General features: G+C 62.0%; 30 protein-coding genes and 1 pseudogene. 19 read left to right on the forward strand and 12 right to left on the reverse strand.

Annotated elements, in window-relative coordinates:
• Positions 1 to 178 precede the first annotated feature (178 nt).
• Both V3C40_RS03080 and V3C40_RS03085 read right to left on the reverse strand, forming a co-directional pair.
• Complete coding sequence (locus tag V3C40_RS03080) at positions 179 to 826, reverse strand: DUF1109 domain-containing protein (protein WP_331776475.1); 648 nt, start codon at positions 824 to 826, stop codon at positions 179 to 181.
• Entirely contained in the window at positions 823 to 1,407 is a 585-nt protein-coding gene (locus tag V3C40_RS03085) for a sigma-70 family RNA polymerase sigma factor (RefSeq protein ID WP_219328919.1), read from the reverse strand. The genes V3C40_RS03080 and V3C40_RS03085 overlap by 4 nt, the downstream gene beginning before the upstream one ends.
• A 145-nt stretch (positions 1,408 to 1,552) precedes the next feature.
• On the opposite strand from V3C40_RS03085, the gene V3C40_RS03090 reads away from it, so the two are divergent.
• The 8 genes from V3C40_RS03090 (at position 1,553) to V3C40_RS03125 (ending at position 7,054) form a co-directional block, all read left to right on the forward strand.
• Positions 1,553 to 2,359, forward strand: coding sequence for a DUF1223 domain-containing protein (locus V3C40_RS03090; protein WP_331776476.1), 807 nt, complete (start codon positions 1,553 to 1,555; stop codon positions 2,357 to 2,359).
• Positions 2,359 to 2,955 carry a cytochrome b/b6 domain-containing protein gene (locus tag V3C40_RS03095; protein ID WP_331776477.1) on the forward strand — a complete coding sequence of 199 codons (597 nt, stop codon included), beginning with the start codon at positions 2,359 to 2,361 and terminating at the stop codon, positions 2,953 to 2,955. Before V3C40_RS03090 ends, V3C40_RS03095 begins: the two co-directional genes overlap by 1 nt.
• Positions 2,956 to 2,960: 5 nt before the next feature.
• On the forward strand, positions 2,961 to 3,737 hold the full coding sequence (locus V3C40_RS03100) for a molybdopterin-dependent oxidoreductase (protein ID WP_331776478.1): 777 nt from the start codon (positions 2,961 to 2,963) through the stop codon (positions 3,735 to 3,737).
• Positions 3,738 to 3,820: 83 nt separating this feature from the next.
• Entirely contained in the window at positions 3,821 to 4,093 is a 273-nt protein-coding gene (locus V3C40_RS03105) for a pentapeptide MXKDX repeat protein (protein WP_046682828.1), read from the forward strand.
• Positions 4,094 to 4,224: 131 nt separating this feature from the next.
• Positions 4,225 to 4,509, forward strand: a complete 285-nt coding sequence (locus V3C40_RS03110; protein WP_331776479.1) for a DUF6881 domain-containing protein — start codon at positions 4,225 to 4,227, stop codon at positions 4,507 to 4,509.
• A gap of 96 nt (positions 4,510 to 4,605) precedes the next feature.
• Positions 4,606 to 5,814 (forward strand): MFS transporter, encoded by a 1,209-nt coding sequence (locus V3C40_RS03115; RefSeq protein WP_331776480.1) that lies wholly within the window; start codon positions 4,606 to 4,608, stop codon positions 5,812 to 5,814.
• Between the two features lie 54 nt (positions 5,815 to 5,868).
• Positions 5,869 to 6,351 carry a hypothetical protein gene (locus V3C40_RS03120; RefSeq protein ID WP_331776481.1) on the forward strand — a complete coding sequence of 161 codons (483 nt, stop codon included), beginning with the start codon at positions 5,869 to 5,871 and terminating at the stop codon, positions 6,349 to 6,351.
• Positions 6,352 to 6,412: 61 nt separating this feature from the next.
• On the forward strand, positions 6,413 to 7,054 hold the full coding sequence (locus V3C40_RS03125) for a CatA-like O-acetyltransferase (protein ID WP_331776482.1): 642 nt from the start codon (positions 6,413 to 6,415) through the stop codon (positions 7,052 to 7,054).
• Here V3C40_RS03125 and V3C40_RS03130 read toward each other — a convergent pair.
• Entirely contained in the window at positions 7,051 to 7,809 is a 759-nt protein-coding gene (locus V3C40_RS03130) for an AraC family transcriptional regulator (protein ID WP_331776483.1), read from the reverse strand. The two genes, V3C40_RS03125 and V3C40_RS03130, sit on opposite strands and share 4 nt — an antisense overlap.
• 86 nt (positions 7,810 to 7,895) lie before the next feature.
• Here V3C40_RS03130 and V3C40_RS03135 point away from each other — a divergent pair, with 86 nt between their 5' ends.
• Positions 7,896 to 8,657 (forward strand): alpha/beta fold hydrolase, encoded by a 762-nt coding sequence (locus tag V3C40_RS03135; protein ID WP_331776484.1) that lies wholly within the window; start codon positions 7,896 to 7,898, stop codon positions 8,655 to 8,657.
• Here V3C40_RS03135 and V3C40_RS03140 read toward each other — a convergent pair whose 3' ends face one another.
• Positions 8,658 to 9,299, reverse strand: a complete 642-nt coding sequence (locus V3C40_RS03140) for a LysE family translocator (RefSeq protein ID WP_034755914.1) — start codon at positions 9,297 to 9,299, stop codon at positions 8,658 to 8,660.
• A 106-nt stretch (positions 9,300 to 9,405) separates the two neighbouring features.
• On the reverse strand, positions 9,406 to 10,482 hold the full coding sequence (locus V3C40_RS03145) for a YeiH family protein (RefSeq protein ID WP_331776485.1): 1,077 nt from the start codon (positions 10,480 to 10,482) through the stop codon (positions 9,406 to 9,408).
• Positions 10,483 to 10,588: 106 nt separating this feature from the next.
• Between V3C40_RS03145 and V3C40_RS03150 the strand changes: the two genes are divergently transcribed.
• A complete protein-coding gene (locus V3C40_RS03150; protein ID WP_331776486.1) occupies positions 10,589 to 11,491 on the forward strand; it encodes a LysR family transcriptional regulator in 903 nt (300 codons plus the stop codon).
• A gap of 12 nt (positions 11,492 to 11,503) precedes the next feature.
• Here the strand turns inward: V3C40_RS03150 and V3C40_RS03155 are convergent, their stop codons facing one another.
• Positions 11,504 to 12,592: a flavodoxin family protein gene (locus tag V3C40_RS03155; protein ID WP_331776487.1), complete on the reverse strand. Its 1,089-nt coding sequence runs from the start codon at positions 12,590 to 12,592 to the stop codon at positions 11,504 to 11,506.
• A gap of 116 nt (positions 12,593 to 12,708) precedes the next feature.
• Between V3C40_RS03155 and V3C40_RS03160 the strand changes: the two genes are divergently transcribed.
• From V3C40_RS03160 to V3C40_RS03175, 4 genes are all read left to right on the forward strand, one after another.
• The gene (locus V3C40_RS03160) at positions 12,709 to 13,281 is read left to right on the forward strand and encodes a helix-turn-helix domain-containing protein (RefSeq protein WP_331776488.1); all 573 of its coding nucleotides are present in this window, start codon (positions 12,709 to 12,711) and stop codon (positions 13,279 to 13,281) included.
• A 7-nt stretch (positions 13,282 to 13,288) separates the two neighbouring features.
• A complete protein-coding gene (locus tag V3C40_RS03165; protein WP_331776489.1) occupies positions 13,289 to 13,819 on the forward strand; it encodes a GNAT family N-acetyltransferase in 531 nt (176 codons plus the stop codon).
• A 179-nt stretch (positions 13,820 to 13,998) separates the two neighbouring features.
• A complete protein-coding gene (locus V3C40_RS03170; protein ID WP_070302572.1) occupies positions 13,999 to 14,262 on the forward strand; it encodes a DUF378 domain-containing protein in 264 nt (87 codons plus the stop codon).
• A gap of 12 nt (positions 14,263 to 14,274) precedes the next feature.
• On the forward strand, positions 14,275 to 14,625 hold the full coding sequence (locus tag V3C40_RS03175) for a hypothetical protein (RefSeq protein ID WP_331776490.1): 351 nt from the start codon (positions 14,275 to 14,277) through the stop codon (positions 14,623 to 14,625).
• 59 nt (positions 14,626 to 14,684) lie between these two features.
• Here the strand turns inward: V3C40_RS03175 and V3C40_RS03180 are convergent, their stop codons facing one another.
• From V3C40_RS03180 to V3C40_RS03190, 3 genes are all read right to left on the reverse strand, one after another.
• Complete coding sequence (locus V3C40_RS03180; RefSeq protein WP_219328935.1) at positions 14,685 to 15,092, reverse strand: c-type cytochrome; 408 nt, start codon at positions 15,090 to 15,092, stop codon at positions 14,685 to 14,687.
• Positions 15,093 to 15,174: 82 nt separating this feature from the next.
• The gene (locus tag V3C40_RS03185; protein ID WP_331776491.1) at positions 15,175 to 16,053 is read right to left on the reverse strand and encodes an EamA family transporter; all 879 of its coding nucleotides are present in this window, start codon (positions 16,051 to 16,053) and stop codon (positions 15,175 to 15,177) included.
• A gap of 176 nt (positions 16,054 to 16,229) precedes the next feature.
• Complete coding sequence (locus V3C40_RS03190; protein WP_331776492.1) at positions 16,230 to 17,015, reverse strand: immunity 52 family protein; 786 nt, start codon at positions 17,013 to 17,015, stop codon at positions 16,230 to 16,232.
• Positions 17,016 to 17,373: 358 nt separating this feature from the next.
• Between V3C40_RS03190 and V3C40_RS03195 the strand changes: the two genes are divergently transcribed.
• The gene (locus V3C40_RS03195) at positions 17,374 to 17,817 is read left to right on the forward strand and encodes a hypothetical protein (RefSeq protein ID WP_331776493.1); all 444 of its coding nucleotides are present in this window, start codon (positions 17,374 to 17,376) and stop codon (positions 17,815 to 17,817) included.
• On the opposite strand, the pseudogene V3C40_RS28330 reads toward V3C40_RS03195, so the two are convergent.
• Positions 17,787 to 18,049: pseudogene (locus V3C40_RS28330) on the reverse strand (IS481 family transposase); the annotation flags it as partial. The gene V3C40_RS03195 and the pseudogene V3C40_RS28330 overlap by 31 nt on opposite strands.
• 123 nt (positions 18,050 to 18,172) lie before the next feature.
• Between V3C40_RS28330 and V3C40_RS03200 the strand changes: the two are divergent.
• Both V3C40_RS03200 and V3C40_RS03205 read left to right on the forward strand, forming a co-directional pair.
• Positions 18,173 to 18,316 carry a hypothetical protein gene (locus V3C40_RS03200; protein WP_331776494.1) on the forward strand — a complete coding sequence of 48 codons (144 nt, stop codon included), beginning with the start codon at positions 18,173 to 18,175 and terminating at the stop codon, positions 18,314 to 18,316.
• A 78-nt stretch (positions 18,317 to 18,394) separates the two neighbouring features.
• Positions 18,395 to 18,811 carry a hypothetical protein gene (locus V3C40_RS03205; protein ID WP_331776495.1) on the forward strand — a complete coding sequence of 139 codons (417 nt, stop codon included), beginning with the start codon at positions 18,395 to 18,397 and terminating at the stop codon, positions 18,809 to 18,811.
• Between the two features lie 60 nt (positions 18,812 to 18,871).
• Here the strand turns inward: V3C40_RS03205 and V3C40_RS03210 are convergent, their stop codons facing one another.
• Positions 18,872 to 20,740 (reverse strand): phytase, encoded by a 1,869-nt coding sequence (locus V3C40_RS03210; protein ID WP_331776496.1) that lies wholly within the window; start codon positions 20,738 to 20,740, stop codon positions 18,872 to 18,874.
• A gap of 17 nt (positions 20,741 to 20,757) precedes the next feature.
• Positions 20,758 to 23,286, reverse strand: coding sequence for a TonB-dependent receptor (locus V3C40_RS03215; RefSeq protein ID WP_331776497.1), 2,529 nt, complete (start codon positions 23,284 to 23,286; stop codon positions 20,758 to 20,760).
• A gap of 315 nt (positions 23,287 to 23,601) precedes the next feature.
• On the opposite strand from V3C40_RS03215, the gene V3C40_RS03220 reads away from it, so the two are divergent.
• Both V3C40_RS03220 and V3C40_RS03225 read left to right on the forward strand, forming a co-directional pair.
• Positions 23,602 to 24,510: a GGDEF domain-containing protein gene (locus V3C40_RS03220; RefSeq protein WP_070302561.1), complete on the forward strand. Its 909-nt coding sequence runs from the start codon at positions 23,602 to 23,604 to the stop codon at positions 24,508 to 24,510.
• Positions 24,510 to 25,535, forward strand: coding sequence for an AraC family transcriptional regulator (locus V3C40_RS03225; RefSeq protein ID WP_331776498.1), 1,026 nt, complete (start codon positions 24,510 to 24,512; stop codon positions 25,533 to 25,535). The genes V3C40_RS03220 and V3C40_RS03225 overlap by 1 nt, the downstream gene beginning before the upstream one ends.
• Positions 25,536 to 25,691 lie beyond the last annotated feature (156 nt).

The following is a 25,691-nucleotide window of genomic DNA, read 5'->3' on the forward strand; positions in this document are numbered from 1 at the left end:
AATATTTTGTGGACAAGAAGAGACGCCGCCGCCAGTGATGGCGATAGCCTGTTGCGCTATGTCGCGGCGTTTGCGAAGGCGTGCACGGGGCACGTGGGAATGCGTGAGTATGCGGATATGGATACGATAGACGCTCGAAACCCGCTTGACCGGCGTCCCGCTTGCGGGGAGAGTGTGCTTACCAGGCCAGCACTTTGGGGCCGATGGCCGCGCCGATGGCAGTTGGCACCAGCATGCCCAGCACGTACCAGAAACCGACGAAACTGGCGGCCAGCTCGGGGCAGTGCAGGCAGTACACGAGGGCCGCCATGGCGCCGGCGGCAAACCCGGCGGCAGCGCCGGCCAGGCGCAGGCGCGTGGGCGCCAGCTGGCGCATCAGGCGCAGCACAGCGGCCAGGATGGGCAGCGACAGCAGGGCGATGAGCAAGGGACAGCTGCGCCAGGTGGCGCCCCAGAAAAGCTCGGCGCGTTGTTCGGGCAGGGCTGCCTGCAGGATGATGGCGCCCAGCGCCCACATCAGCAGCAGCGGCATGGCGAGCAGCAGGGGCAGGGCGCGCGTGGCGGCGCCCGGCACGCACAGGCGGCGGCTGACGTGCCAGGCCGCCAGGGAGAGGCAGATGACGAAACCGACCTTGATCCAGAAGTCGGGCAGCAGGGCCAGCTGTTCCAAATTGGGCCGCACGCCCAGCAGCATGACCATCAGCGTCACGCTGGCCAGCAGTCCGGCGCCCAACGTGGACGCGGCACGCCAGTGCGTGCCCGGGGGCGGGGCGGCTGCCACGTCGGGGCCGTTGGCCAGCATGGATATCAAGTCATCGGTTTTCATGGTGTCGTTATCCTCAAGTTGGCTGCCAGTGCCTTCAAGCCGCGATGTACTGCCACTTTGACGCTGGCTTCCGAAATCTGCATGGCCGCGGCCGTGTCGCGCACGGACCAGCCGTCGAGCTTGGTATGCACGATGGCGTCGCGCTGCTGCGCCGGCAAGGTGGCCAGCAGCTTGCCCAGGTCGCGGCTGGCCTCGGCCGCCTCGGCATCGGCGCTGGAAAACAGTTCCTGCGCGCTATCTTCTTCGTCATACGGCAAGTGCTGTGCCTCGCGCCGCCCATGCCGGCGCAGCCAGTCGATCAACTTATAGCGCGCGATCGCATGGATCCACGACGTCAGCGGCACCCCCGTGTCATACGTCAACCGCTGGTTGTGGATGGCCAGCAGACACTCCTGCACCAGGTCTTCCACCTCGTCCGGCCAGCGCAGCAGGCGGCGCCGGAAAAACGCGCGCAAGTGCTGGCTGCTTGCCTGCAAAAAACTGCGGTAGGCCGCCGCATCGCCATCGAGCCCGCGCAGCATCAAGCCATGCAGCCGCAATTCCGTGCCATGCAGGTGTTCGCTTACAGGTATTCGTTGCATGCAGGCCTTTGGTGACAGGCGTTGAAAAAAATAAATTCAAAAAATAATGGAGGGTGGCTGTAACCAATCCGCGGCATGCGGCGAATTGACAGGCAAGCACGCTTCTTCATTCACGCTTCTTATTTCAATATACCGGGTAACGACCATGGACATCAAGCACCGCCTTGCAACACTGCTTTTACCCGTACTGAGCATGGCTGTGGTCGCCCCGGCCATGGCGCAAATGGTATCCGGCCAGCGCTGCGCCGTGCAAAGCGGGCCGCAGACGGCGGCGCTGGTGGAGCTCTACAGCAGCGAAGGCTGCTCCAGCTGCCCGCCCGCCGACCAGCGCCTGAGCGCCTTGCGCAAGGAAGCGGGAGCGGCCAGCCTGATCGTGCCGTTGGCCTTGCACGTCACCTACTGGGACCAGATCGGCTGGACGGACCCGCTGGCGCAGGCGCAATTCGATGCGCGCCAGGCCGAATTGCTGCGCCACCAGCCGCGCCACGTGGCCTATACGCCGCAGTTTTTTGTGGGCGGCACGGAATTGCGCAGCTGGGATACGCAACTGCCGGCCGCCATCCGCCGCATCAACGCCACCGCCGCGCCCGTCAACATCGGCCTGTCCGCCACGCCGGAGCCCGGTGGGAAACTGGTGCTTGAGGCCAATGCCAGCGCGCCGGACGCGCAGACGCGCGGCCAACTGTACGTGGCCATCAGCGAAAGCGCCATCGTGTCCAAAGTGCTGCGCGGCGAAAATCGCGGCGCCACCCTGCATCACGATGCGGCCGTGCGCCTGTGGCTGGGGCCAGTTGCGATGTCGCAAGGCCGTGCCCAGCTGCGCCGTGAAGTCAAGCTGCCCGCCAGCTGGCGCCCGGAGCAGCTGCAAGTGGTGGCCTTCGTGCAGCGCAGCGACAGCAGCGCCATCCTGCAAGCCGTCAGCACGGCATCCTGCGCGAAGGGAGCGATGTGATGAACGGACAAGCAAGCGTGATCCATCCAGCCTGGCTGCGCATCACGCACTGGCTCAATGCCGTGGCCGTCGTCGTGCTGGCCACCAGCGGCTGGCGCATCTATAACGCGGCGCCATTCTTCCCGTTCGAGCTGCCGCGTGCCCTGACCCTGGGCGGCTGGCTCGGCGGCGCGCTGCAGTGGCATTTCGCCGCCATGTGGCTGCTGGTGGCCAATGGCTTGCTGTATCTGATCATTAATATCGTCTCGGGGCGGCTGCGGCGCCAGTTCTTTCCCCTGTCGCCGCGACTGCTGCTGGCCGATTTCATGGCCGCGCTGAAGGGCAAGCTGGCTCATTCTGACCCGCGCCACTACAACATGGTGCAGCGCGCCGCCTACCTGTTCGTCATGCTCGACTGCATCGTGCTGGTGCTGTCCGGCCTCGTGCTGTGGAAATCCGTGCAATTCCCCCTGCTGCGCGAGCTGATGGGCGGCTACGAGAGCGCGCGCAGGGTCCACTTCATCGCCATGGCGCTGCTGACGGGTTTTGTCGGCGTGCACCTGCTGATGGTGGCGCTGGTGCCGCGCACCCTGGTCGCCATGCTGCGCGGCCGCTAAAGGAGATGAGCATGAAAAAAACCATCATCGTGCAAGAGCAGGGCCAGGCCATGCTGGCCGACGCCTTGCGCCAGATCAAGCAGCCGTCGCGGCGCCTGTTCCTGCAGCGCAGCTTGACCTTGGGCGGCCTGTCCTTGCTGACGGGATGCAACGCCAGCGACCCGGCCAGCATCGAGACAGCCTTGACGGCAGTGTCGCGCTTCAATGACAAGGTGCAAGGCTGGCTGTTCGATCCGAGCAAGCTGGCGCCCACGTATCCCGATTCCATGATCACGCGGCCGTTTCCCTTCAACGCGTATTACGGCGAGGATGAAGTGGAAGAGGTCGATGGCGATGCCTGGCGCCTGGAACTGAGCGGCTTGATCGCCGACAAGAAGCCCTGGACCCTGCCGCAGCTGCGCGCCTTGCCGCAGGAAACGCAGGTGACGCGCCACATCTGCGTGGAAGGCTGGAGCGCCATCGGCAAGTGGGGCGGCGTGCCGTTTTCCCACTTCCTCAAGCGGGTGGGCGCCGACACGACGGCCAAATACATCGGCTTCAAGTGCGCCGACGATTATTTTACGAGCATCGACATGGCCACGGCCCTGCACCCGCAAACCATCATGGCCCTGACGTATGACAGCCAGGAATTGCCGCCCAAGTATGGCTACCCGATGAAGCTGCGCATGCCGATCAAGCTGGGCTACAAGAACCCCAAGCACATCCAGGCGATTTTCGTCACGAATTCCTACCCGGGAGGGTATTGGGAGAATCAGGGATACAACTGGTTCGGCGGCTCTTGATTACTTTTGGCAACACCTGTAGCACAGCAACAGCTTTACCACCGGGCAATCTCGCCCATCCCACACTGAGACAAGGACTTATCATGAAAACCACCATCACCGCCATCATCGCTTCCGCCATCCTCATGTCGGGCGCCGCTTTCGCCCAGGACGCCATGAAAAAAGATCCGATGGCCAAGGATGCTTCGGCCGACGCCATGCACAAGGATGCTATGGGCAAGGACGGTATGAAGAAGCCGATGGCCAAGAAACACATGAAAAAGGATCACATGGCCAAGGATGGCATGGCGAAAGACGGCATGAAAAAGGATGAAATGAAGAAAGATGGCATGGCCAAGGATGCGATGGCCAAGTAAGGATAAGTAAGGCGGCTTGCCTTGCGCCGCTGTCAGCCTCGACCGAAGCTGACAGCGACGCTAGTTGCATCAGAGTTCCATTGGGGCATGCTATATTTGCATTATCTTTCTCTCAATGCGGGAATTTTCCGATGCGCTATATCGACGTCACATGGTTCCATGAGAACAAGGCTGATCCGGTGCGCCTGATGTCCGAGCTTGACCGTAATGGTTATGAAACGCGCAAACTGGAATTTTTCATCGGTGGCGGCGTCGGTTTCGCCCATGTTACAGCGGCATCGATGGCTGTCGAACTGGGGAGCGTGCCAGTCCCACCGCTAGACGAGATCAATGCTCATGCCGAGTTTTCCGGGGTGGAAATTTGCCAGGCGGACTTCGAGCAGGCGTGGCGCCAGGCGCTAGGCAATCAATGCTAGTGCGGCGCAAGCTTGCTTGGCGTTGCCAAATCAAGATGATCCGCGCCGATTGGTGTAAGCTGATCGCCTCGTGATTTCCCGCATGTATCGTCATTCATGACCGACCCCTCCGCCACCGCGCTGTCCGCCACGTCCACCGCTACCGACAAGTCCCTGCGCCGCCGTTCGCTGTTCGCCGCCTGCAGCGCGCATGCCGTGCATGACGGCTTGACGGACGTGATCTATGTGCTCTTGCCCATCTGGCAGGCGCAGTTTGCCATCAGCTATGCCATGGTAGGGCTGTTGCGCGGTTCGTACTCGGGCATGATGGCCGGTTTCCAGTTGCTGGCCAGCCGCATGGCCAGGCGCTGGGGACGCGAGCGCCTGCTCGTGGGCGGCACGGCGCTGGCCGGCGTCGCCTACCTGGTCGCGGGGCAGGCGGGCGGCCTGGCCGTGCTGCTGTTCGCCTTGCTGCTGGGCGGTCTGGGCGCCAGCACCCAGCATCCGCTGGCCTCGTCCATCGTCACCGATACGCATGAGGCGGGCGGCGGCGTGAAGGAAGCGCTGTCGCACTACAATTTTGCCGGCGATATCGGCAAGACCTTGATACCCGCGCTGGTAGGCTTGCTGTTATTGGTCTGCAGCTGGCAAGCCAGCGTCTCGCTGCTGGGCTTGCTGGGGCTGGCGGCGGCCGGCTTGCTGTGGTGGCTGCTGCCCAAGCCCGGCGACATCCAGGCCAGCCAGAAAAAAGTCAGCAAGCCCATCGCGAGTAATGGCTCGCCAGCGAGTTTCCGCGCCTTGCTGGCCACGGGCACCCTGGACAGCGCCGTGCGCATGGGTTTTCTCACTTTCCTGCCATTCCTGCTGAAAAGCAAGGGGGCGGGCACGGCCGGCATCGGCGTGGCCTTATCAATGCTGTTCGTGGGCGGCGCCTTCGGCAAGCTGCTGTGCGGCTATCTGGGCGCGCGCATCGGCATGATGAAGACCGTGTGGCTGACGGAATCGATGACCTCGCTGCTGATCGTGCTGGCCCTGTGGCTGCCGCTGGCCGGCGTCATGGCCATGCTGCCCCTGCTGGGGCTGGCGCTGAACGGCACCTCGTCCGTGCTGTACGGCGCCGTGCCGGAACTGGCCGAGCCCGGCAAGCGCGAGCACGCGTTTGCCCTGTTCTACACGGGCAGCATCGGCGGCGGAGCGCTGTCGCCCGTGCTGTTCGGCGCGCTGGGCGACCATACGAGCGTGAACACGGCCTTGCTGGCGCTGGCGGCCGTATTGCTGCTCACTTTGCCGCTGGCGTGGAAGGTGCAGCGGGGTTTGGCAAACTGAGGGGTATGGAAAATTGCCTTTAAATTATCATTTGACGCATTTCAAGAGCTAAACATGCCACAACTCGCTAACATTGGGGATGCCCAGGCTGCTGAACTGGCCTGCGCGCATATACTTGCGCAAAAGGAATTGTTCTACAAAAATATGTTCTTTCATGAGGGCGATAATTTGCTCTGCGGCCGTCTTCTTGCTGCCTTGGGCAGCAAACCGGTATTCGGCAACAGCGGCATCGCGCCTGTCCTGTTGCTGCATTACTCGGACCAGGCCGGATTGGCGGAGTTTCGTGCCGGATCGTTTTGGACGCTCGGCGTTTCGCTGGACAGGGGGCGCATCCGGCGGCTCACGAATGTGCCAAATATGAGCGACATCAAGGCCGTGTATGCGATGCGCTATGCACAGGAGATGGCGCATGCCGATGGCACCCGTTCGGGTGAATATGCAAGCTTTGCGTTCACCAGGCAGGCAGGCGCTGAAGAAGTTACCTTGTTCCAGGACGTCGGCAGCGAATACTTTGTCTGCCTGCCGTTTTCCAATTGAACCATCCGGGGCGATGGCAGCACAGCTTGCCCGCGATCACCCCATCGTCTACACTCGCCGCATGAAAAATTTTGAAAAGCGGCGCGACCGCTATGACTTGTTCCGGGCGTTTGACAATCCCCTCGTCAACATCAACTTCCAGCTCGACGTGCCGGACTTCCGGCCCTGGTGCAAGGAACGGAAAATCCCCGTATTCCACTTTTTCCTGTTCTGCCTGCTCAATACAGTCAGGGAGATCGACAATTTCATGTACCGCATCCACCAGGGCGAAGTGATCAGGATCGACGATTTCCCCGCCTCGTACACCGTCATCAACGGCGACGAGAACCTCAACTACACGCGCTTCGCGATGACGGACCAGCTCGATCTATTCATCGCGCGCAGCCTGGAAGCGAAACGCCTGGCCGAAGCGAGCTGCGCGCTGATCAACACGGGTGAGGGAGAAACCGAGCGCGAGCAGCGCAACAATATCTTCATCACCTGCTTGCCATGGCTGGAGCTGGCGGCCATCGAGCATCCTGTCTACCGCCACGGCGACGCCGACATCCCGACCTTTACCTGGGGCAAGTTCGGCCCCGCGCAGGACGATGGCCGTATGCGCGTGCCGTTTTCCGCGCAAGCCCACCATGGCTTTGTTGACGGTTACCATGTGCAGAAACTGGCGCTGGCGCTGGCGCAGCGCATCGCCGCCATCATCTCCTAGTCCAGATAATCGCTGGGCGTCTGGCCCAGCACACGGCGGAAGGCGGCCGTGAAGGCGCTGGGGCTGGCATAACCGAGGTCGAGCGCGATCCTGGTGACGGCTTGCCCCTCGGCCAGCCGCGTGATGGCGGCCAGCAGGCACGCTTGCTGGCGCCATTGGGAAAAGGCCAGCCCCGTCTGGATGCGGAATTGCCGCGTAAAGGTGCGCCGGCTCATGCCGGCTTGCGCCGCCATCGCATCGAGATTGCTGTCCAGGCTCGGTTGCTGGAGCATGTTCATGCATAGCCGCGCCAGCCGTCCTTCCTGCGGCAAAGGCGCGCTCAGGGGCAGGGGCCTGGCAGCGGCAATCTCATCGAGCAGCAGGGCCATCAGCCGTCCGGCCCGCGATTGTTCCGCATACAGGGCGTCGATGGTCACGGCCTCGGCCAGCAACTGGCGCAGCAGCGGCGGTGTGTCCAGCACCTGGCAGTGGGGCGGCAAGCCGGCACCGTCGATGGCGGCTGCGTCGATAAACACGTTGTGCATGGTCACGGCGCCATGCATGCGCATGCCGTGGACGAGCTGGGCCGGCACCCAGCAAGCCCGTTGCGGCGGCACCAGCCAGTTGCCTTGCGGCGTGTGCACGCTGATGACGCCCTGCGCCGCATACGCAAATTGCCCGCGCGCATGGCTGTGGCTGGGAAACATCGCGCCTGCGCCATAGTCGCGCGCCGTGACGATCAAGGGGCGCGGCACTTCCGTATAAAAATCATCCATGGCCCGCACTCTACAGTATTTGACCTGCCATCGAAGGCGGGCCGCTTGCTGGCCGCTTACCATCACACTCTTTTTCAGGAGTGAATATGCACAACACCTATCATCGCGTGGGCCATGGCCCCCACGCCGTCATCGTCCTGCACGGCTGGTTTGGCGACGCGCACGCATTCGTGCCGATGGAAGCGGCCCTCGATGGTGGCGCTTTCAGCTATGTCTTCATGGACAATCGCGGTTATGGCGGCATGCGCGGCGCGGCAGGAACGTACTCGATGGACGAGGTCGCCCGCGACGCGCTGGCCCTGGCTGATGCGCTGGGCTTTGCCACCTTCAGCGTGGTGGGACACTCGATGGGCGGCATGGCGCTGGAACGGCTGGCCTTGCTGGCGCCCTTGCGCCTGCGCAAGCTGGTGGCCGTGGCGCCCGTGCCCAGTTGCGGCGTGGCGTTCGATGGGGTGGCGCGGCAACTGTTTCTCGACGCCAGTGGCAATGTGCAGGCGCGGCGCGCCATCATCAACCGCAGCACGGGCGAACGCTTGCCAGCCGCCTGGCTGGACTGGAAGGCGAAATATTCCTGGGAAAGTTCGGACCAAGCGGCGTTTGCCGCCTATTTTCTCGCGTGGAGCGGGACGGATTTCAGTGAAGACATCAAGGCGGCGCGCGTGGCATTACCGTTGCTGGCGCTGGTGGGGGAGCACGACCCCCGTTTTGATACGGCCCTGATGCGCCGCACGTATCTGGCGTGGTACCCGCAAGCCCGGCTCGAGGTGCTGGGCAATGCGGGACACTATCCGATGAATGAAACGCCGCTGGCCCTGGCGGCCAGCATCGAGGCGTTTCTACTGGCGTAATTACGCGGCCTTGCTGCGCAGGCGTAGCAGGCTCAGGCCCAGCAAGACGAAGGCGCCGCCCGTGATGCGGTTGAACAGCTTGGCGCGGCCCGGCGTGGCCAGCTGGGTTTTCAGCAGGCGCGCCAGGTTGGCGTAGAACAAGTGGGCCAGCATGGCGCAGGCGACAAACGAGGTCGTCAGCACGGTGAACTGGATGGCCACGGGTTCGCCCGGCGTGATGAATTGCGGGAACAATGCCGAGAAGAACAGGATGGCTTTCGGATTGGTCAGCGCGACCGTCAAGCCCTGGCGGAACAGTTTCCAGAACGAATTCGGATTCGCCGCGCCGGCCACCACGGGCGCATCGGCCACGACGCTGGTCTTGCTGCGCCATTGCTTGATGCCCAGGTACACGAGGTACAGGGCGCCAGCCAGTTTCAGCAGCATGAAGGCCGTGGCCGAGGTGGCCAGAACGACGCCCATGCCGGCCATGGCCACGCCGGAAATGATGAACAGGCCAAAACCATTACCCATGCTGCTGATCATCGCACGGCGCGGGCCGACGGCGATGGCATTCGAGATGGCCAGCAAGACGGCCGGACCGGGAGAAAACGTGACGAGCAGGGCGACGCTGCAGAAAAGCAGCCAGTTCGAGAGGTGCATGGATGTTCCTGGATGGGGCCGAAGCCGGTTTGAGAGTCAAAACACTCGTATTGTACGAAGTTTTCGGCTCCCGCGTCAGCGGCCCCGGCTTGAATCCGGCTCAAGGTCAGGCAAACAGGCTGGCAACCACGTGGTTGATGGCGGCGCCACCGGCGATCAGCCAGCAGAACAGGATGCCTGCCAGCAACAGGGGCTTGATGCCGGCGCGGCGGATGGCCGACATATGCGTCGTCAAACCCAGGGCCGCCATGGCCATGGCCAGCAGGACCGTGTCGAGTTCGGTGATGGTGGCCACGGTGCCCGCTGGCAGCAGGCCCAGTGAATTGAAGGCGACCACGGCAATGAAGATGAAGGCGAACCAGGGGATGGCCAGCTTGGCCGCTTTTTCCTTGCCACCGGCCTTCGCTTTGCCGCGCGCCAGCACGGCCGACAGGATGACGAGAAACGGCGCCAGCATCATCACACGTACCATCTTGGCGATCACGGCCGCATTCGCCGCTTCCTGCCCGATCGACTTGCCGGCTGCCACCACTTGCGCCACTTCATGCACGGTCGAACCGATGTACACGCCGAAGGCGGCAGGCGTGGCGCCCAGCAGATGCCAGCCTTGATTCAGCTGGTACAGCAAGGGATACAAAAAAATGGCGATGGTGCCGAACACCACGACGGTGGAGACGGCAACGGTGACATCCTCGCTGCGTCCCTTGACGACGGGTTCCGTCGCCATCACGGCCGCCGCGCCGCAAATCGAGCTGCCCGCACCAATCAAGATGGCGCTGTTGCGTTCCAGCTTGAACACCTTGGTGCCGAGGAACATGGCCAGGCCAAACGTGGACGCCAGCACCAGCGCATCGATGGCGATGCCGGCCAGCCCGACTTGCCCGATATCCTGGAAGGTTAAACGGAAGCCGTACAGGATGATGCCAAGTCGCAATAAAGTCTGTTTGGAAAAAGCCACGCCCGCGCCGCAGGTGGGCGCCAGGCGGCCGTACACGCTGTTACCCAGCACAATGCCCAGCATGATGGCCAGGGTCAGCGCGCTCATGCCGTGGCTTTGCATCCATTCCAGCTTGCCCAGCGCGATGGCTGCATAAGCGATTGCGCCGCTCAGCAGCAGGCCCGGCAGAAGGCGGCCATAGCGGTCGCTGAAACTTGTTGTGTTTGTTGTTGAGAGGGATGACATACCGTACTCCGTGTTCTGTATTCGTATGCCATGACTGTACAGTTCGCTAATTAAATGGTAAAACGGATTGTTTTTGTATGTTTAACTGAAAAAATAGGTAGATGAGATGGCGTTGACCTTGCGGCAGTTGCAGATTTTCCTCGCCGTGGCGGACACGGGCAGCACCAGCGCGGCTGGCGACCTGATTGCGCTGTCGCAATCGGCCACGAGCGCGTCCCTGAATGAGCTGGAAGCCTTGCTGGGCGCGCAATTGTTCGACCGGGTGGGCAAGCGATTGCTGCTCAACGACAATGGCCGGCTGCTGCTGCCGCAGGCGCGGCAGATGCGCGACGGGGCCGCCAGCATCGAGCGCCAGTTCGCGGGCGCCGACCCGTCCGTGCCCGTCAGCCTGCAGATCGGCGCCAGCACCACCATTGGCATCTATCTGCTGCCGCAGATCCTGGCGCAGGCGGCGCAGCAATACGGGCGCAGCATTCCGCAGGTGACGATAGCCAACACGGCCGACGTCGCGGCCGCCGTGGCGGAGTTCCGTGTCGATATCGGCCTGATCGAAGGGCCGTGCCACGAAGCGGGCTTGCTGGTAGAACCGTGGCTGACGGACCAGATGCTGATCGTGGCCGCGCCCACGCATCCGCTGGCGCAGCTGCGCCATCTGCTCAGCTTTACGGAACTGAACCAGGCAGGCTGGCTGCTGCGCGAAGCGGGCTCAGGCACGCGCGAAGCCGTGGAGCAGGCGCTGGTGCCTTATCTGCACTACCTGCGCGCCGCGGGCGAGTTCAGCAATTCGGAAGCCATCAAATATGGCGCGGCAGCGGGGCTGGGCATCGCCTGCCTGTCGCGCGTCGTCGTGGCCGATTTGCTGGCCAGCGGGCAACTGGTAGAACTGGAGACCATGCTGCCGCCATTGGAGCGCAACTTTTATCTGATCCGCCAGTCCAAGAAGATACTCTCGCCGCGCCTGGCCGGTTTCCTGGAGCTATGTCGCCATGCATCGCGCATGGCCGGGTAGTTGTGCCGGGTGTCATTTTGGCCGGGGAGGCTGGAGTTCCGCATCGGGCGGCGCCAGCGTGCCTGCGCGCAGCCGTTGGACGGCGACGGCCACGGCGCGCGCCACGTTGCGCACTTCTTCCTGCAAATTGGTGTCATGGTCGAGGGCATCGTGGCTTTGCGCGTAACTGTCGTAATAGCCGATGTAGCGGTCCAGCCGCGCCTTGGCGCCTGCGTCAACCAGGCCCATCCAGTCCAGCCAGTCGGACAGGCCCCGCCGCACGCCTTCGATGCCGGCCACGTCGCCATGCACGACGAGGCCATATGCGCGCCCGGCCAGGTGTTTCGGGTAATTCCAGCCTTGCAACTCCAAGGCCTTTGCTTCCGTGGCTTTCTTGCCATGCGTGGACGTGGGATCGGGATTGCCGCCATCGGCGCAGACGAGCCTGTCTATCATCAGCTTGAGTACGCTGGGCGTCTGGTACCAGTACACGGGCGTGAGGATGATGACGGCGTGCGCGGCCGTCCAGCGCTCGTAAATCTCCGCCATCCAGTCATTCGTCTGCCTTTCGCCATGGTTCGGGTAGCAACTGCATGGCCAGTGGCACAGGGGCATGGCCGTCGAGACACAGCCCTTGCACGGGTGAATGTGCAAATCATATGAAGAGGTCAGCAGGCTCAGGTCCAGCACGTCCGTTTCGATATTGTCGGCCTGCAGCACTTCCCTGGCCCATTGCGTCATGCGCCACGTTTTCGACATTTCACCGGGACAAGAGCCGTCATTGCGCGCGGCACCGCAGATCAGCAGCACGCGCGACGCCGTGGCGGGGTCTTTCTGGCGCGCTTCGGCGGCCAGCAGGCGGTCGCGCGTGGCTTTCCACTCCACGGACAAGTCGTAATCGGGGTCAAGAAAACCGGGCCCCGCCTTCTGTGTCACGGGCGCTTTGCGGCCATCCTGGTAATTCTTCCACGCCACTTCTTCCACCTGCACCAAGGCGCCGCGCACGGCGTCGAACGCGGGATCGGCATACGAGCGAATGAACTGCAAATGGAATTCGACTCTGCCCAGCGGCGCGGGCGCCTGGCCCAGGCGCGGCTGGGGAGTGGCGGGAGTGGAGGCCATGGCTTTTCCTTGAAGTGATGGCGTATCGTGCCTGGGGAGGGCTTGCTGGTCTGTGCGCTGAACAACTGTGCAGCAACTGCTTGCCAAGTTCTCTTTTATGGGATAAATTCCCATATATGGAAAATCCAACATTGACTGATAACGAGATGGAACAGCGGCTGGCGGCGCGTTTGAAACAGTTGCGCGTGGAGCAGGGCTGGTCGCTGGACCAGCTGGCCAGTGCCAGCCAGGTCAGCCGCGCCACCCTGTCACGCCTGGAAAATGGCGAAGTCAGCCCGACGACTAGCGTGCTGGGCAAGCTGTGCGCCGCGTATGGTTTGGCGATGTCGCGCCTGCTGCGCATGGTGGAGGACGATTTCCCACCGCTGTTGCGGCGGGCTCAGCAAAGCGTATGGACGGACCCGGAGACGGGTTTCCGGCGCCGCTCCGTTTCGCCCCCGTCACGCGCGCTGGCCGGCGAAGCGCTCGAATGCGAACTCGATGCGGGCGTGACGATCACTTATGCCGCCTCGCCCTGGCCCGGCATGGAACACCATCTGTTGCTGCAGGAAGGCAAGCTGAACGTGACCGTCGACGGCCGCGCGCACGATTTGCTGGCCGGCGACTGCCTGCGCTACCAGTTGCACGGTCCCAGCGCGTTCATGACGCCGCCAGACAGCGGCGCCCGCTATTTTCTCTTTCTTGTCTGAGGTCGCCATGTCCGCATCGCTACGCCATTTTTCGCCCACCGATATTTGTGAACGCTTGCCGGAACTGGGCGCCTTGCTGCAAGACTGCGTGCACGACGGCGCCAGCATCGGCTTTATCTTGCCCTTCGACACGGCGGCCAGCCAGGCCTTCTGGACCGATAACGTCTTGCCGGCCGTCACGCGCGGCGTGCGCCTGTTGCTGGTGGCCGAAGTCGATGGCCGGGTGGCGGGCGCCGTGCAGCTGGACTGGGACACCAATCCCAACCAGGCGCACCGGGCCGAAGTGCGCAAGCTGCTGGTCGGACCCGTTTTTCGCCGGCACGGCATCGCCCGCCAGCTGATGCAGGCGCTGGAAGCCCAGGCGCGCCAGTTGCCGCGCAGCCTGCTGACCCTGGACACGCGCAGCGGCGACCATGCGCAAGCGCTGTACTTGTCGCTTGGCTATGTGGTGGCCGGCAGCATCCCCGCCTATGCGCTGGCGCCGGACGGCGACCGCCTGGACGCCACCACCATCATGTACAAGCAGCTGCGGCAATGAGCTGCAGTTACCCGATGCGCGCTTTCGCCTGGCTTGTTGCCAGATAAAATCACCCGCCTGATTACAGAGTCTTCCTACTTCAATGCCCGGCATCGTCCGACTGGCGCATGCCGGTGCCGCGCCTACACTGTTCCTTGATAGACCCGGCGGCGGGTCCTTTCTTCTTACAGGAGGCTGATATGGCGAATATCCAGGCAGGATCGGACGGTGCGGCAAAACAGGAAATGTCGGCAAAGCGCTTGAACGTGGTCGACTGGATCTCGATGATCCTCTTGATCGTGGGCGGCTTGAACTGGGCGCTGGTGGGCTTGTTCGATATCGACATCGTGGCCAGCATCCTTGGCGCCATGACGGCCGCTTCGCGGGGCGTGTACGTGCTGGTGGGACTGGCGGCGCTGTATTCCATTTACCTGTGCCTGCGCAAGTTGCCGGCCAAAACGTAGACGGGAGGGGACATGCCTGTCGGTGCAAGCCCCAAGCGTGAACGCGAATTCAAGAAGCTGGAACGGGATTTCAAGCAGGAAGGACGCTATCCGGGCCGCGAGGAAGAAGTCGCGGCGCGCATCGTGAACAAGCAAAGGGCGCAGTCGGGTGAAACGAAGGAAGCGCAGGGGCGGAAAAAAGCCGGCGGCGCTGCCTCGGATGCGTCATCGCCTGACTTGCCCATCGCCGGGTACCAGCAATTGACGGTGGCGCAGATCCGCGACAAGCTCGATGGCCTGTCCACCGCCCAGCGCAAGCGGCTGCGAGCCTATGAAGCGGCGCACAAGAAGCGCAAGGGCGTGCTGCAGGCGCTGGAAGCTTGATCCGGCGTCAAAGGCTGGATGCGGTGTGCGCCTGTCCGTGCATGCGTTATGGGCTGGGCTTACTGCGTGCGCAGGTAGGCCAACAAGTCGGCCACCTGCTGCGCATTGCCGATACCCCAGAAACGCATGTTATTTCCAGGGATGAAATCGCTGGGCGCCTTGAGAAAGCCGGCCAGGTTTTGCTCGGTCCAGACGATATTCGCGTTTTTCATCGCCGCCGAATACTTGTAGTCGGTGGTGGCACCGGCTTTGCGCCCGATCACGCCCGTCAGCTTGGGGCCGAAGCCGCCGCGCGCCGATGGCCCCACCTGATGGCAGGAAGCGCATTTGCGAAACGCGGCCTTGCCTGCTTCCGCATTGCCCTTGAGGGCGGCCGGAGCGGCAGCTTGCGCGACGGCGACTGGCGCCAGCAGCACGGCTGCGGCAGCGAAAGGGGAGAGCAGGCGAAAAAGAAGTGTCGATGTCATCGGTGGGACAGAGTGGGCGATATGGCAAGCAATGACGCATTTTACAGGCGGGCATCAAAACCTGCCCGCCCGTCGAGCACTGCTAGCGCTTGCCGCCCTGTGCGCCGAGCGCCGCCATGGCCGACGCGAACACGATGCAGGCGATGGCCAGCCACTGCGTCAAACTCAGCATTTCTCCCAGCACCACCATGGCGGCCAGCGCGCTGACGGCCGGCGCCGCGCTGCTGAACATGCCGAACACGCCTTGCGGCAAGCGGCGCAGGGCAAAGATTTCCAGCGAATACGGCAGGGCGCTGGACAGCATGGCGATGGCCAGGCCCATCAGCGCAATCGATGGCGCCAGCAGTGCCGTACCCGAGTACGCGACGCCGATGGGTACCGTCACCATGGCTGCCACCGTCATGCCCCAGGCCACGGCCTGGCCGCCTTGCAAGGTCGATGCCCGCTTGCCGAAGATGATGTACAACGCCCAGCACAGCGCCGCCCCCAGCGCATACGCCGCGCCGACAGGGTCCAGGCTGCCCGGGCTGCCTTGCAGGGGCAGCAGCAAATACAAGCCGAACACGGCGCACGCCACGGCCAGCAAATCGCGCGGCCGGCGCGACGATAGCATGGCCACGGCCAGCGGCCCCGTCACCTCGATGGCGACCGCGATGCCAATCGGTATCAGCGCAAACGCCCGGTAAATCAGCAAGTTCATCAACCCCAGCACGGAACCGTAGACGAGCAAGTTCAGCACATCCTTGCGCGTCAGCCGGTAGCGCCACGGCCGGAAGATAGCCAGCAGGATCAGCGCAGAAAACCCCACCCGGTACGCCGTAATCCCCTCGACCCCGATGACAGGAAACAGATTCTTCGCAATCGCCGCCCCCAGGTTGACGGAAATCTGCCCTCCCAATACGGCCAGGGAAGGGAGCAGGATGCTGTCGGGGAGGGAAGAGGTCGAGGCGGGGGAGGTCATGGGACGCCATTTTAATACGCAACAGGCCGCCAGTCGCTGGTAGACATGCAAGCGACCGTAATTTATTGGCCTGTACTGGCAGCCGATATTGCAGATGGATGGCGATGCCAGTCGTTTTGGTGTTCACTGCCGGCATGGCAGGGTATTTCCCTGCGGACAAAACGAGTTATCCTTCATTAAATATCGACATAGCGAGGCAGCAAGTTCTGCTCGACCAGACGAATCTCAATGGCGTTGGCGATCCTGACATGCTCGGGGTTCTCATCAGAAAAAGGCTCGTCGGTGACACTGACGATGACGGTGCCGATCTGCTGGTCTTCACCTTGCTCGTCCATCGCCATCACGGGGATCAAGGCGCGGGCTTCTGGTACTTGCTGGATCGTCAGTACACGCGGCAAGTACAACATCCAGCCCACACCCGGACGATCCTTGAAGACTTGTTTTTTAAAATACTGATTACGTGCAACCGTGATCAAGACCGGCCGTAGGGAGCCACCGATAATGGATAGCAGTTCTTTCACACCATCAATGCCGAGCCGTCTGGCGGCTTGACCGTAATCGCTGATCTTGAAAGTCCGGGCGGGCCAATCACTGTCGCTGAACCCAAGCGCCATACTTGCACCCTCACCGTCTGCGAGCTCGCCATTCCAAGCACTGAGATATCGAAATTGTTCATCCTTGAACTCGGCCTCGAGTACGGCTTCGGCCGCAGTGGTGAGTTCGCCCGAAGCATCGAAAACCGGATACAGAAACGACTTTGCTTCTGTCTCCTGCGACAGAAACCAATTCTTTCCAAACGCCTCCGTTTTTTGCAAGAAGCGGATAATCGTCGCGATTTTCTGGACGGAAGGTCGGAACGCAATGGATGGGTTTGCTGCATCGCGTTTGAACAAAGATTTTATTATCATAATATTATTTGTGTAATAAGTGGTAATACCCAGTGCACTTAAACTGGGCAGCATGTGTTCATACGCGAGTGGCGTATGAAAGTGCCAAGTCTGCGAGGCCGGCGGGTTACAAGTCCTGCTATCAACCCCATTTCGTGCCAATCAGGCAGCCATTAATCCTTGCTTGCAATCGCGTGCGGCGGGGCGACAGCTTGCGAGAGTCGCTCTCGTGGCGATATTTATCCTTTAATATTGTCACAATGCTTGCAATTGAGAAAGATATATTACAAGATTGTTTTTTGAAAAAGTCTAACACCTCATGCTCAAGCTGTGGTGCGCCATTTGCATTATTCGGAGCACCCTTTTCGCTGCTGCACTGGTCGTCGGGACGGCTGTGCATGTGTCATGATATTGTAGAAAAAGGAGCAGTAAAATGAGTAAGGTTGGAAAAATTGCCGTGGGTCTCGCTGGTACCATCATTTGCGTTAACTCGTTTGCGGCTCAGGGGCGGTGGACTGAAGGTTTTGGGCAGGGAAATCTCGATTACTTTATCGATCAGGATGGAATGCGGCTGTATATTGGCTGTCCAACGCAAGATGGCAGTGCAGAATCCCAATCGAGCGTATCGCTTTCGCAATTGAATAATAATAAGGAAGTTGAGAAATTTACCGTTGACGTCAATGGCGTTTCTTATGATGGGCCATTCAGCGCCGACAGCCGCGCAGGTGATAATAACTTTATTTCCTTGCTGGAGAATCTGAGAAAAGGAAATGCCGTTGTGAAGTTTAATGGGAAGGCAATAAAAATCCCTAAAAGTAACGCAGCCAAGATTATTCCTGTTTATGGCAAGAAATTTAGCTGTAATCTTTCCATGTAGACTGTTACTGTCCAGTCCCATTTGATCATGTCCTGCGTCGCGCTCAGCGTGGTATGCAGTGTATGGGTCCGGTGCGAATGGTTTTGTACATCGTCCCGCTTGAGCCACTTGGCAGCCGTGCACGGGTGATATTGAAGACCTTGGCGGCTTCGCGGTCGGACAGTCCGGAGTCCTTGATTTCCTGCCGGATCTTCGGGGTGGTGCGGGCTTGGGCGGGAATGCGTGAGTTCATGGACTGAAGTCTATGCGATGTGCTGCAACCGATGGGACGATCTCGGTGGCAAACCGCCTATCAACTCGTCAAGCACAGCTCCGGCACGTAACAGGGCCATGTTGCGACGAGGAATATGATCACATGGCTAAACAGCTGGCGCATGTCACGGCATGGATGCCGTATGGAATCGGGACCATTTCGCTCGGCAAGACGCGCAGGGAAGAGCTGCTTGCCTATTGCAAGGCCTATGCATTGAACGCTGATGCCGATCTCAGCGAAATGTGAACATATTGGCAGAGCGCTTCGCTAATCTGCTGGCCTGTCGAGCAGTGCATTAACGTGTCAATCAGGAGTAGAAGGGCAATGTATATATTTAGTATCGGCGACACCAATTTTGAAGTGGATGTCGCGAAATCCCGGATCAGCCTTGAGGCGCGCGCCGATGGCATGCGGGAAATTAATATCACGATCGAGGCCGACGACGACGTGTTCATGCGGCTGACGGAAGAGGACGATGCGCCTTGGTCGTGGGCGCTGTATCCGCCGTCCTTCTCTTTGCAGGGCTTGCTCGTCGCGGGACCGGATGCCGCGCCCGTGCAGATGCTTGCCGTCGATGCCGGCAATCCACAGTGTGAATCCGCGCTCTACATGATGAAATACCGTGATGTCGCGGATCTGCGCCTGGAGGAATTGTCGGCACAACGCCTGGCAGTGACGGGCAGCGTGGACTTTTTTGGAAAAAGTCTGCCTTTTGTCATCGATATGCCGCGTACAAGGTAGCGGCAATCTTTAACACTCCTATCGTACATGGGGCAGCCATTGCTAGCCGCCCCATGGTGATTACTCCAGCTTCAAGGCCTTCGCCACATCCCCCCACGCCACATACTTGAAGTTCTGCGGTCCATCAGGCAGACGCTTGTAGCCGTCCTGAATCACCAGCATGCCTTGTGCATATGCGCCGCCCAGGTTGGCGGAGGTCACGTCCAGGCCATCCGTTTCCGAGGTGCCGTCGATGCCGGCAGGCAGGTTGAAGCCCACCTTGAAGCGGCCGCGCACCTTGTAGGGGGCTTTGGCGTCGAGCACCACGTAGCTGTTGTCGCCCTGGCTGGAGACGATCAGGTAGCCGGAATCAGCCTTGCCGCCAGGCTGGCGGTAGATGGCCATGCCTTCCACGTCGGCCGTCAACTGTGCGCCCACGGGCAGGACCATGGCGAGGGCATCGGGTTTGGCGGCGTCGGCCGAGGTGGTCCAGATGCCGCGCGTTTCCTCGCCGAGGAACAATCTGGCGTTGGCGTCGTCGGCCACGCAGCCTTCCGGTTGGGTGGCGACCTTGAAGCTGCGCAAGAGGGTGGCGCTGAACTTGTTGCCGCTCATGCCGCTCATTTCAACCTTGTATTGCTGGAAAGTGCCGTCCTTGTCGTTGATGAACGCTTCCACGCCGCCGCTGGCTGGCTGGTACAAGCACATGCCGTAGATGCTTTTCAGTCCGGTCGGGAAACGGCCCGCTTCCGCCACGACGCCATCGGCATTGATGGTGAACAGCATCATGCTGTTGTCGTCGCGCTGGGTGGCGACGGCCAGGTCGACCTTGCCGCCGCCAAGGCTGATGTTTTGGCGCAAGTCGACGTTGTTCAGGCGTCCCACTTCCAGCAGCTGGGTCTGCTTGCCTTGCAGGTCGTAGACGAGCAGCCCCTGCTTTTTGTTGGTGCCCAGGATGCGCGCATCGGCAGGGTTGCTGGACAGCCAGATGGCCGGATCGTCGGCCGCGTCGCCCTGGCGCGCCATCGGTTCCGTTTGGGCTTGCGGAGCGATGATGGCCACCGCAGGCGATGTTTCCGCTTGGCCAGCCCATTTCAAGGGCCGCGCATGCCAACCGTTCTTGCCGCGCAACATCAAGGAATTTCCGTCGAGCGCCAGCTGGCTGTCGCCCTTGCGCACGTTCAAGGCGACGGCTTGGGCTGGCTGTGCCGTCCATTTACTTCCCTGATGGGAGTACAGGTGCAGTTTTTCCGCCTTGCCGTCGAGCACGGCCACGCCGCCCGGCAGCACGGCCAGGGCGCCGGCACCGCCATCCAGCTGGCCATACGGCTTGCGCAGGGCCACCACTTCGCGCTTGCCCATGCCTTCGGAATCAGCTTCATACGACCACACGCCCATGTTGGCCTCGCTGACCAGCAGGCGCCGGGCGCCATCGTCGGCGCGGCAATGCTTGGCATGGGGCGGCAAAGCGAGTTTGCGAACCAGGCTGCGCTGTTCACCTTGCATCACCCACTGTTCCGCTTGCCCATCCTTGCCGATCAAGAACAGATGGTCGAGTTGCTGGGCGTCGCGGTACAAGCACGATGCTTCCACGGAGAACGTGGGAATGGGAAACGGCGCCAGGCGATTGAGCTTGCCGGCCTGCACGTCGACGGAGACGGGCAGCGGGCGCTGCGTGTCCGCTTCCAGGAAGACGGCCAGCACTTTGCCGCCATTGATGCGCGTGTCGAGCTGCTTGGCGCGCACGGCGATACGGTCCTGCTCCTGTCCGCTGGCGTTGAGCAGGCGCAAACCGTGCTTGTCCAGGGTCAGCCAGCCGCCGCCAGGCAGGCGCGCCAGTTCCTCGGCCTCTTGCGTGAAGGAAGGCAAAGTGTTGGCGGGGGCGGCGAAGACGGCACCGGTGGCGCAGAAGGCGGCCAGCAAGGCGCCGCAGAGTACGTTTTTTTTCATGTTAGTTGAAATCATCATCAGAAGGCGCTGGCTTTCAGGCTCACTTTGAAAGTGCGGCCGTATTGTTCGTTCTGCACGTTGTATTGCTTCGTGCCCTGGTAGACATAGTATTTCTCGTTGTTCAGGTTCGCCGCTTCGAACAGTACCTGGAACTGCTTGTTGATCTGGTACGACAGCGAAAAATCAAGCTGCTTCTGGCTGGCGACGATATGGTCCTGGCTTTGGTCAAGGATATCGTTACCCATTTCCAGCAGATACGGCGACTTGTAGTTGAGGGCCAGGCGGGCGCTGACAGGCCCCGTTTCATAGCCCAGCATCAAGTTCATTACCTGGTTCGACTGGCCCGGCAGGCGGATGTCGCGGTTGAGCTGCTTGTTCGTCGCCTTGTCGAAACGGCCGATTTGCGCGCTCGACGTGCTCAGGGTGCCGTTCACGCCGACAAGAAACTTGTTGAACGGTGCAGGCAGCATGCGCAGCGGCTGCATATAGGCCAGTTCGATGCCTTTCACTTTCGCCGCGTCGCCATTCGCATACGATGTCGCCGTCGTGTAGCCCGCCCACTGGCCCGTGCCGGCCAGGTTCGTCGTGTAAGTAAAATTCTTGATGTCCTTGTAGAAGCCGTAAGCCGACATCACGCCATCATTGCCCAGCACCCGCTCGATACCGAGGTCCAGATTGTTCGCCTTCAACGGTTTCAAGTCCGGGTTGCCGATCACGGCTTCCGTATTGCTGGCCAGGCTGATGCCCGGCGCCAGCTGGCTGAAGTTGGCGCGTACGACGGCTTGCGTCCAGGCAGCCCGCACGCTGGTCTTTTGATCGACGTCATAACGGGTTTGCAGGTTGGGCAGCCAGTTGGTGTACGAACGCTCGCGCGTCAAGGGCGTTGCCACGCCGGCGCTGTCCACTTGCGAGCCGGCCGCTTCAAAGCTGGTACGTTCGGCACGCACGCCGCCGAGGATGTGCCAGGCGTCGAAGTCGTAGCTGTTTTGCACATACATGGCGTTGATGTCTTCATGCATGCGGTAGTCGTTGATGATCGATTCCGTGGAAAGGCGCGCCTTGGCGCGGTCCAGTCCCGCGACGCGGGCGCGTATCAGGGCCGGGTCCAGCGCCACGCCGATGTTGCCCAGGTCGTAGTCGAGATTGTGGCCCTGCACGAAATTGCTCATCGACGTGGAACCGGTGCCCCAGTAATTGCCGCTGGTCGCCTTACTGCTGTTATACGCCCATTGATCCGTGTCATTGGTCTTTTCGCGGCGGCTGACCTTCGCGCCGAATTTCAGGGTGGCGATGTCGAACTTGCGCGCCAGGTCGATGCGCGCATGGTGTTCATTGTCCTTCGAGTAGCGCTTTTGCAGGGTGATGGCGTTGAGCGCGTAGCTGGCCGGGTCGTACAACGAGGCGGGGCCGCTCAGTTTCGGCTCCTGCGTATCCGTAAAGCTGATGCCGGCGAAATTGCTGGTGCCGCGGAAACGGCCATCGTTCAGGGATTCCGGTGTGTCTTCCGTGGCGCGGCTCATGCCGCCTTTCACGTCCAGGGTCCAGTCGCCCGATTTCTGTTGCGTGCCCAGCACGAGCGAGCGCACTTGCTGCGTGTACTTGCGCTGGCGGATGCGGCGCTCGGCGCGCGCGCTGGCCGTCTGGTCTTCGGCCAGGCTGCCGCCCGCGATATTGCTGATGGTCAGGCGGTCACGCACTTCATTGTCGGAAAATTCGCTGACGAACGAGCGCAAGAACCAGCTGTTGCCCGCTTCGGGGCGGTAATCGAGATTGACGGCCAGGGCGCCGCGCTTGCGCACGGGCAGGTAGTCGCGCAATTCCAGGCTGGACAATTTCCCCTTGCTCCAGGCGCCGCCCGTTTCCACGTCATCGGAGCCGAACGAGCGCTTTTCCGCGCTCAGGCCGGCTGCCACGCCCAGCTTGCCGTCGAGGAAGCGCTGGGCCCACAGGGCGCCGCCGCTGGGGCTGGTCTTGCCCGTCTTTTCATCGTAGCTGGCGCCCACGTTGGCCGACAGCAGCTTGCCCGGCAAGTCGAAGGCGGACAGCGATTTCACTTCGACCGTGGCGCCCAGCGAGTTGGCGTCCATTTCCGGCAGCAAGGTCTTCGAGACTTCCAAGGTTCGGATCAGGCCGGCTGGCAGGATATCGAGCGCCACGGCGCGGCGGCCCGCTTCCGGCGATGGCACGAGGGCGCCGTTGATGGTAACGGCGTTCAAATCCGGGCCCAGGCCGCGCACCGTGATGTAGCGGCCTTCGCCCTGGTCGCGCTGCACGGACACGCCCGGCAAGCGGGCCAGTGCTTCGGCCGCGTTTTTATCGGGCAAGCCGCCGATATCGTCGCTGCTGATGACGCTGATGATGTTGTCGGCTTTCTCTTGTGCCGCGATGGCGTTGCGCAGGCTGGCGCGCTGGCCGCTGACGACCACCGTGGCGGCTGGCTGGCCATCCGCATCTTGCACTTGCGCATGGCTTTGACCGCTGAAGACGGCCATGATGCCGAGGGCCAGGGCCGTCAGGCGCAGCGGGGAGGGTAAGGAAGTGTGCATGGTTTTCATGAAGAGCTCGGTTAGGGGAAGGAACCGGGCGGATTCTAGGCAGCAAATATGACGGTTGCGTGACAGGCAAGGACTTGCCACCCTGAAAACAACGGCCCGTGAACGCTTTCCGGCTGGAAATGGACCGTGGTGAGCTGAAATGACCTGCCACGGCAGGGCGCATGGGCAATGGCTAGCCGGATTTGCATGGGAGGCCATGGTAATGCTGAGCCGTTTGCACCTGCCGCACGGGCGCGGGGCATGTCATCGTGCCGTCATGGGCGGGCGCTATCGTGGCGACAGCACCACTTTTAAAGGTTTTCCCACATGCTGCCATTGCACCGTAACAGCCTGATTGCCGCCGCACTGGCCTTGCCCCTGTTCTTGTTCCTGTACGCCACGTTAGGGCACCCTAAACCGATTGCCATCTGGAAGTGGATGGACATCGTCTGCGAAGGCGGCACGGCCGTCATGGCGGGCATCTGGTTTTTGTTTACCCTCAGCAGCCGCCCGCGCGGGCTGGTGACGAGCCTGATCGCCGGCGGCCTGTGCGCCATCATGCTGGGCTCCTGGGCTGATTGCCTCGACGAATTCTTCGCCGTCGACAAGAGTGCCGTGTGGGATAACTGGCTCGAAGGCTTGATTCCGTTTGGCATGCTGCTGGTAACGATCGGCATGTATTACTGGCGCCAGGAACAGTTCCGCCTGAACGAGCACCTGCAAAAGCGCGAGCGCCTGTTCCGCGACCATCGCGCCTTCGACCGCATCACGCAGCTGGCCGACGCCAGCTACCTGCGCACGCAGATGCGCCTGGAACAGGAGCGCCGGCCCGGCCTCGATTGCGCGCTGGTCTTGCTCGATATCGATAGTTTTCACCTGATTAACCGCGAATACGGCCACCGCGAAGGCGACCGCGTGCTGCAAGCCGTGGGCCACATGCTGCTGCTGAACCTGCGCAATGACGATTTGCTGTGCCGCTATGCGGGTGACCGCTTCGCCGTGCTGATGCCGGGCGTGTCGCGCGAGGATGGAGCCGTGAAGGCGCGCCACCTGTGCGCCATGGTGGGGCAGATGCGCCACCACGCCAACGACAACCGTGAAATCCGCTTGAGCCTGCGCCATGCCTGCTCGCTCACCGATGGCGTGCCGGAAGTGGTGCTGGCCGAGCTGAGCCGTGCCGTGGAAACGCCGGGCCGGAGCACCGGTCCCCGGGCCGGCACCGCCGCGCCTGCCTGATGCCGCTGAACCAGCAAAGCGACCCCAGCATCGCAGCCCACCACCAGCCGGCGCTGGTGCTCGACTACGCGCGCAGCCGCGAGTTGCCCGTGGCGCCGCTGCTCAAGGGCACGGGCCTCGATGGCGGTGCGCTGCCGTCCGCGGAAAGCCAGGTCAGCGCCGCGCAATACCTGCAATTGCTGGCCAACGTGGCGCGCGGCCTGGACAGTGCCGACACGAGTTTCATGCTGGGCCAGCAAATGCTGCCCGGCCATTACGGCGCGGCCAGCCATGCCTTGCTGCAGGCACAGAACCTGCGCCAAGCCTTGACCATCCTGTGCGATTTTCATACCTTGCTGTGTCCGCTGCTGCAACCGCGTTTGCGCGAAGCGGGCGACATGCATGTGCTGTACTGGGTTGACGCGTTCGGTGCACCGAGCCAGCTGCCATTTCTCGTGGAAATGCACATGACGGCGCTGGCGGCCATGTGCCGCTGGCTGGCCGGAGAGTCCTTGCCGTGGCGCTTCTGTTTCAACCGCGCGCGGCCCCGTCACGTCGAGCAGCACGAAGTGCACCTGGGGCAGTCCCTGCGTTTCGATTGCCAGGTCGACGCCATGCTCATCGATTCCAGCTGGCTCGACAAACCCTGGCCGCGCGGCAATGCCACCGCGGCTGCGCTGGCCTTGCGCGCGGCGGCCTTGGCGCCCATACCGGCAGCGAGCCTGCTCGGTGCGCTGTACGATTATCTGCTGGCCAATATCCGCTGCGCGCCAACTCTGGAGCGCACGGCGCACGAGTTTGGCGTCAGTCCCGCCACCCTGAAACGCCACCTGGCGCGCCATGGCACGCATTTTCAGGCCGAGCTGGACCAGGTGCGCGCGCACAAGGCGATTTATCTGTTCCAGGCGCATGGCTACGACAACGACGCCGTAGCAGCCTATCTCGGCTTTCATGATGCCACCAACTTCCGCCGCTCGTTCAAGCGCTGGACGGGGCAAACGCCACAGTTGCTGCGTCATGCGCTGGCACTGTTTATTGCGGGATGAGCGCCGGCGTTGCGCGCCAGCGCCACGGAGAGTCGTTCCTGAGGGAACAATTGCCCGTTCTGCTACATCCATAGTACACTCGATCAGAGAGCGAACAGATGCGCTTTGAGGCGCTCCGGCACGGCGTCGCGCGACGCCGCAATACCGCCATTGCGA

This window comes from Janthinobacterium sp. LS2A (assembly GCF_036543145.1).
GTDB lineage: Bacteria > Pseudomonadota > Gammaproteobacteria > Burkholderiales > Burkholderiaceae_D > Janthinobacterium > Janthinobacterium aestuarii.

Bases quoted from the DNA above. Each gene is read 5' to 3' on its own strand.
- V3C40_RS03150 (WP_331776486.1), top strand. From the start codon at position 10,589: ATGGCGTTGACCTTGCGGCAGTTGCAGATTTTCCTCGCCGTGGCGGAC.
- V3C40_RS03090 (WP_331776476.1), top strand. From the start codon at position 1,553: ATGGACATCAAGCACCGCCTTGCAACACTGCTTTTACCCGTACTGAGC.
- V3C40_RS03190 (WP_331776492.1), bottom strand. From the start codon at position 17,015: ATGCTGCCCAGTTTAAGTGCACTGGGTATTACCACTTATTACACAAAT.
- V3C40_RS03110 (WP_331776479.1), top strand. From the start codon at position 4,225: ATGCGCTATATCGACGTCACATGGTTCCATGAGAACAAGGCTGATCCG.
- V3C40_RS03115 (WP_331776480.1), top strand. From the start codon at position 4,606: ATGACCGACCCCTCCGCCACCGCGCTGTCCGCCACGTCCACCGCTACC.
- V3C40_RS03165 (WP_331776489.1), top strand. From the start codon at position 13,289: ATGTCCGCATCGCTACGCCATTTTTCGCCCACCGATATTTGTGAACGC.
- V3C40_RS03080 (WP_331776475.1), bottom strand. From the start codon at position 826: ATGAAAACCGATGACTTGATATCCATGCTGGCCAACGGCCCCGACGTG.
- V3C40_RS03195 (WP_331776493.1), top strand. From the start codon at position 17,374: ATGAGTAAGGTTGGAAAAATTGCCGTGGGTCTCGCTGGTACCATCATT.
- V3C40_RS03200 (WP_331776494.1), top strand. From the start codon at position 18,173: ATGGCTAAACAGCTGGCGCATGTCACGGCATGGATGCCGTATGGAATC.
- V3C40_RS03225 (WP_331776498.1), top strand. From the start codon at position 24,510: ATGCCGCTGAACCAGCAAAGCGACCCCAGCATCGCAGCCCACCACCAG.
- V3C40_RS03135 (WP_331776484.1), top strand. From the start codon at position 7,896: ATGCACAACACCTATCATCGCGTGGGCCATGGCCCCCACGCCGTCATC.
- V3C40_RS03130 (WP_331776483.1), bottom strand. From the start codon at position 7,809: ATGGATGATTTTTATACGGAAGTGCCGCGCCCCTTGATCGTCACGGCG.
- V3C40_RS03125 (WP_331776482.1), top strand. From the start codon at position 6,413: ATGAAAAATTTTGAAAAGCGGCGCGACCGCTATGACTTGTTCCGGGCG.
- V3C40_RS03215 (WP_331776497.1), bottom strand. From the start codon at position 23,286: ATGCACACTTCCTTACCCTCCCCGCTGCGCCTGACGGCCCTGGCCCTC.
- V3C40_RS03205 (WP_331776495.1), top strand. From the start codon at position 18,395: ATGTATATATTTAGTATCGGCGACACCAATTTTGAAGTGGATGTCGCG.
- V3C40_RS03095 (WP_331776477.1), top strand. From the start codon at position 2,359: ATGAACGGACAAGCAAGCGTGATCCATCCAGCCTGGCTGCGCATCACG.
- V3C40_RS03120 (WP_331776481.1), top strand. From the start codon at position 5,869: ATGCCACAACTCGCTAACATTGGGGATGCCCAGGCTGCTGAACTGGCC.
- V3C40_RS03220 (WP_070302561.1), top strand. From the start codon at position 23,602: ATGCTGCCATTGCACCGTAACAGCCTGATTGCCGCCGCACTGGCCTTG.
- V3C40_RS03140 (WP_034755914.1), bottom strand. From the start codon at position 9,299: ATGCACCTCTCGAACTGGCTGCTTTTCTGCAGCGTCGCCCTGCTCGTC.
- V3C40_RS03170 (WP_070302572.1), top strand. From the start codon at position 13,999: ATGGCGAATATCCAGGCAGGATCGGACGGTGCGGCAAAACAGGAAATG.
- V3C40_RS03160 (WP_331776488.1), top strand. From the start codon at position 12,709: ATGGAAAATCCAACATTGACTGATAACGAGATGGAACAGCGGCTGGCG.
- V3C40_RS03105 (WP_046682828.1), top strand. From the start codon at position 3,821: ATGAAAACCACCATCACCGCCATCATCGCTTCCGCCATCCTCATGTCG.
- V3C40_RS03100 (WP_331776478.1), top strand. From the start codon at position 2,961: ATGAGCATGAAAAAAACCATCATCGTGCAAGAGCAGGGCCAGGCCATG.
- V3C40_RS03155 (WP_331776487.1), bottom strand. From the start codon at position 12,592: ATGGCCTCCACTCCCGCCACTCCCCAGCCGCGCCTGGGCCAGGCGCCC.
- V3C40_RS03145 (WP_331776485.1), bottom strand. From the start codon at position 10,482: ATGTCATCCCTCTCAACAACAAACACAACAAGTTTCAGCGACCGCTAT.
- V3C40_RS03185 (WP_331776491.1), bottom strand. From the start codon at position 16,053: ATGACCTCCCCCGCCTCGACCTCTTCCCTCCCCGACAGCATCCTGCTC.
- V3C40_RS03085 (WP_219328919.1), bottom strand. From the start codon at position 1,407: ATGCAACGAATACCTGTAAGCGAACACCTGCATGGCACGGAATTGCGG.
- V3C40_RS03180 (WP_219328935.1), bottom strand. From the start codon at position 15,092: ATGACATCGACACTTCTTTTTCGCCTGCTCTCCCCTTTCGCTGCCGCA.
- V3C40_RS03210 (WP_331776496.1), bottom strand. From the start codon at position 20,740: ATGAAAAAAAACGTACTCTGCGGCGCCTTGCTGGCCGCCTTCTGCGCC.
- V3C40_RS03175 (WP_331776490.1), top strand. From the start codon at position 14,275: ATGCCTGTCGGTGCAAGCCCCAAGCGTGAACGCGAATTCAAGAAGCTG.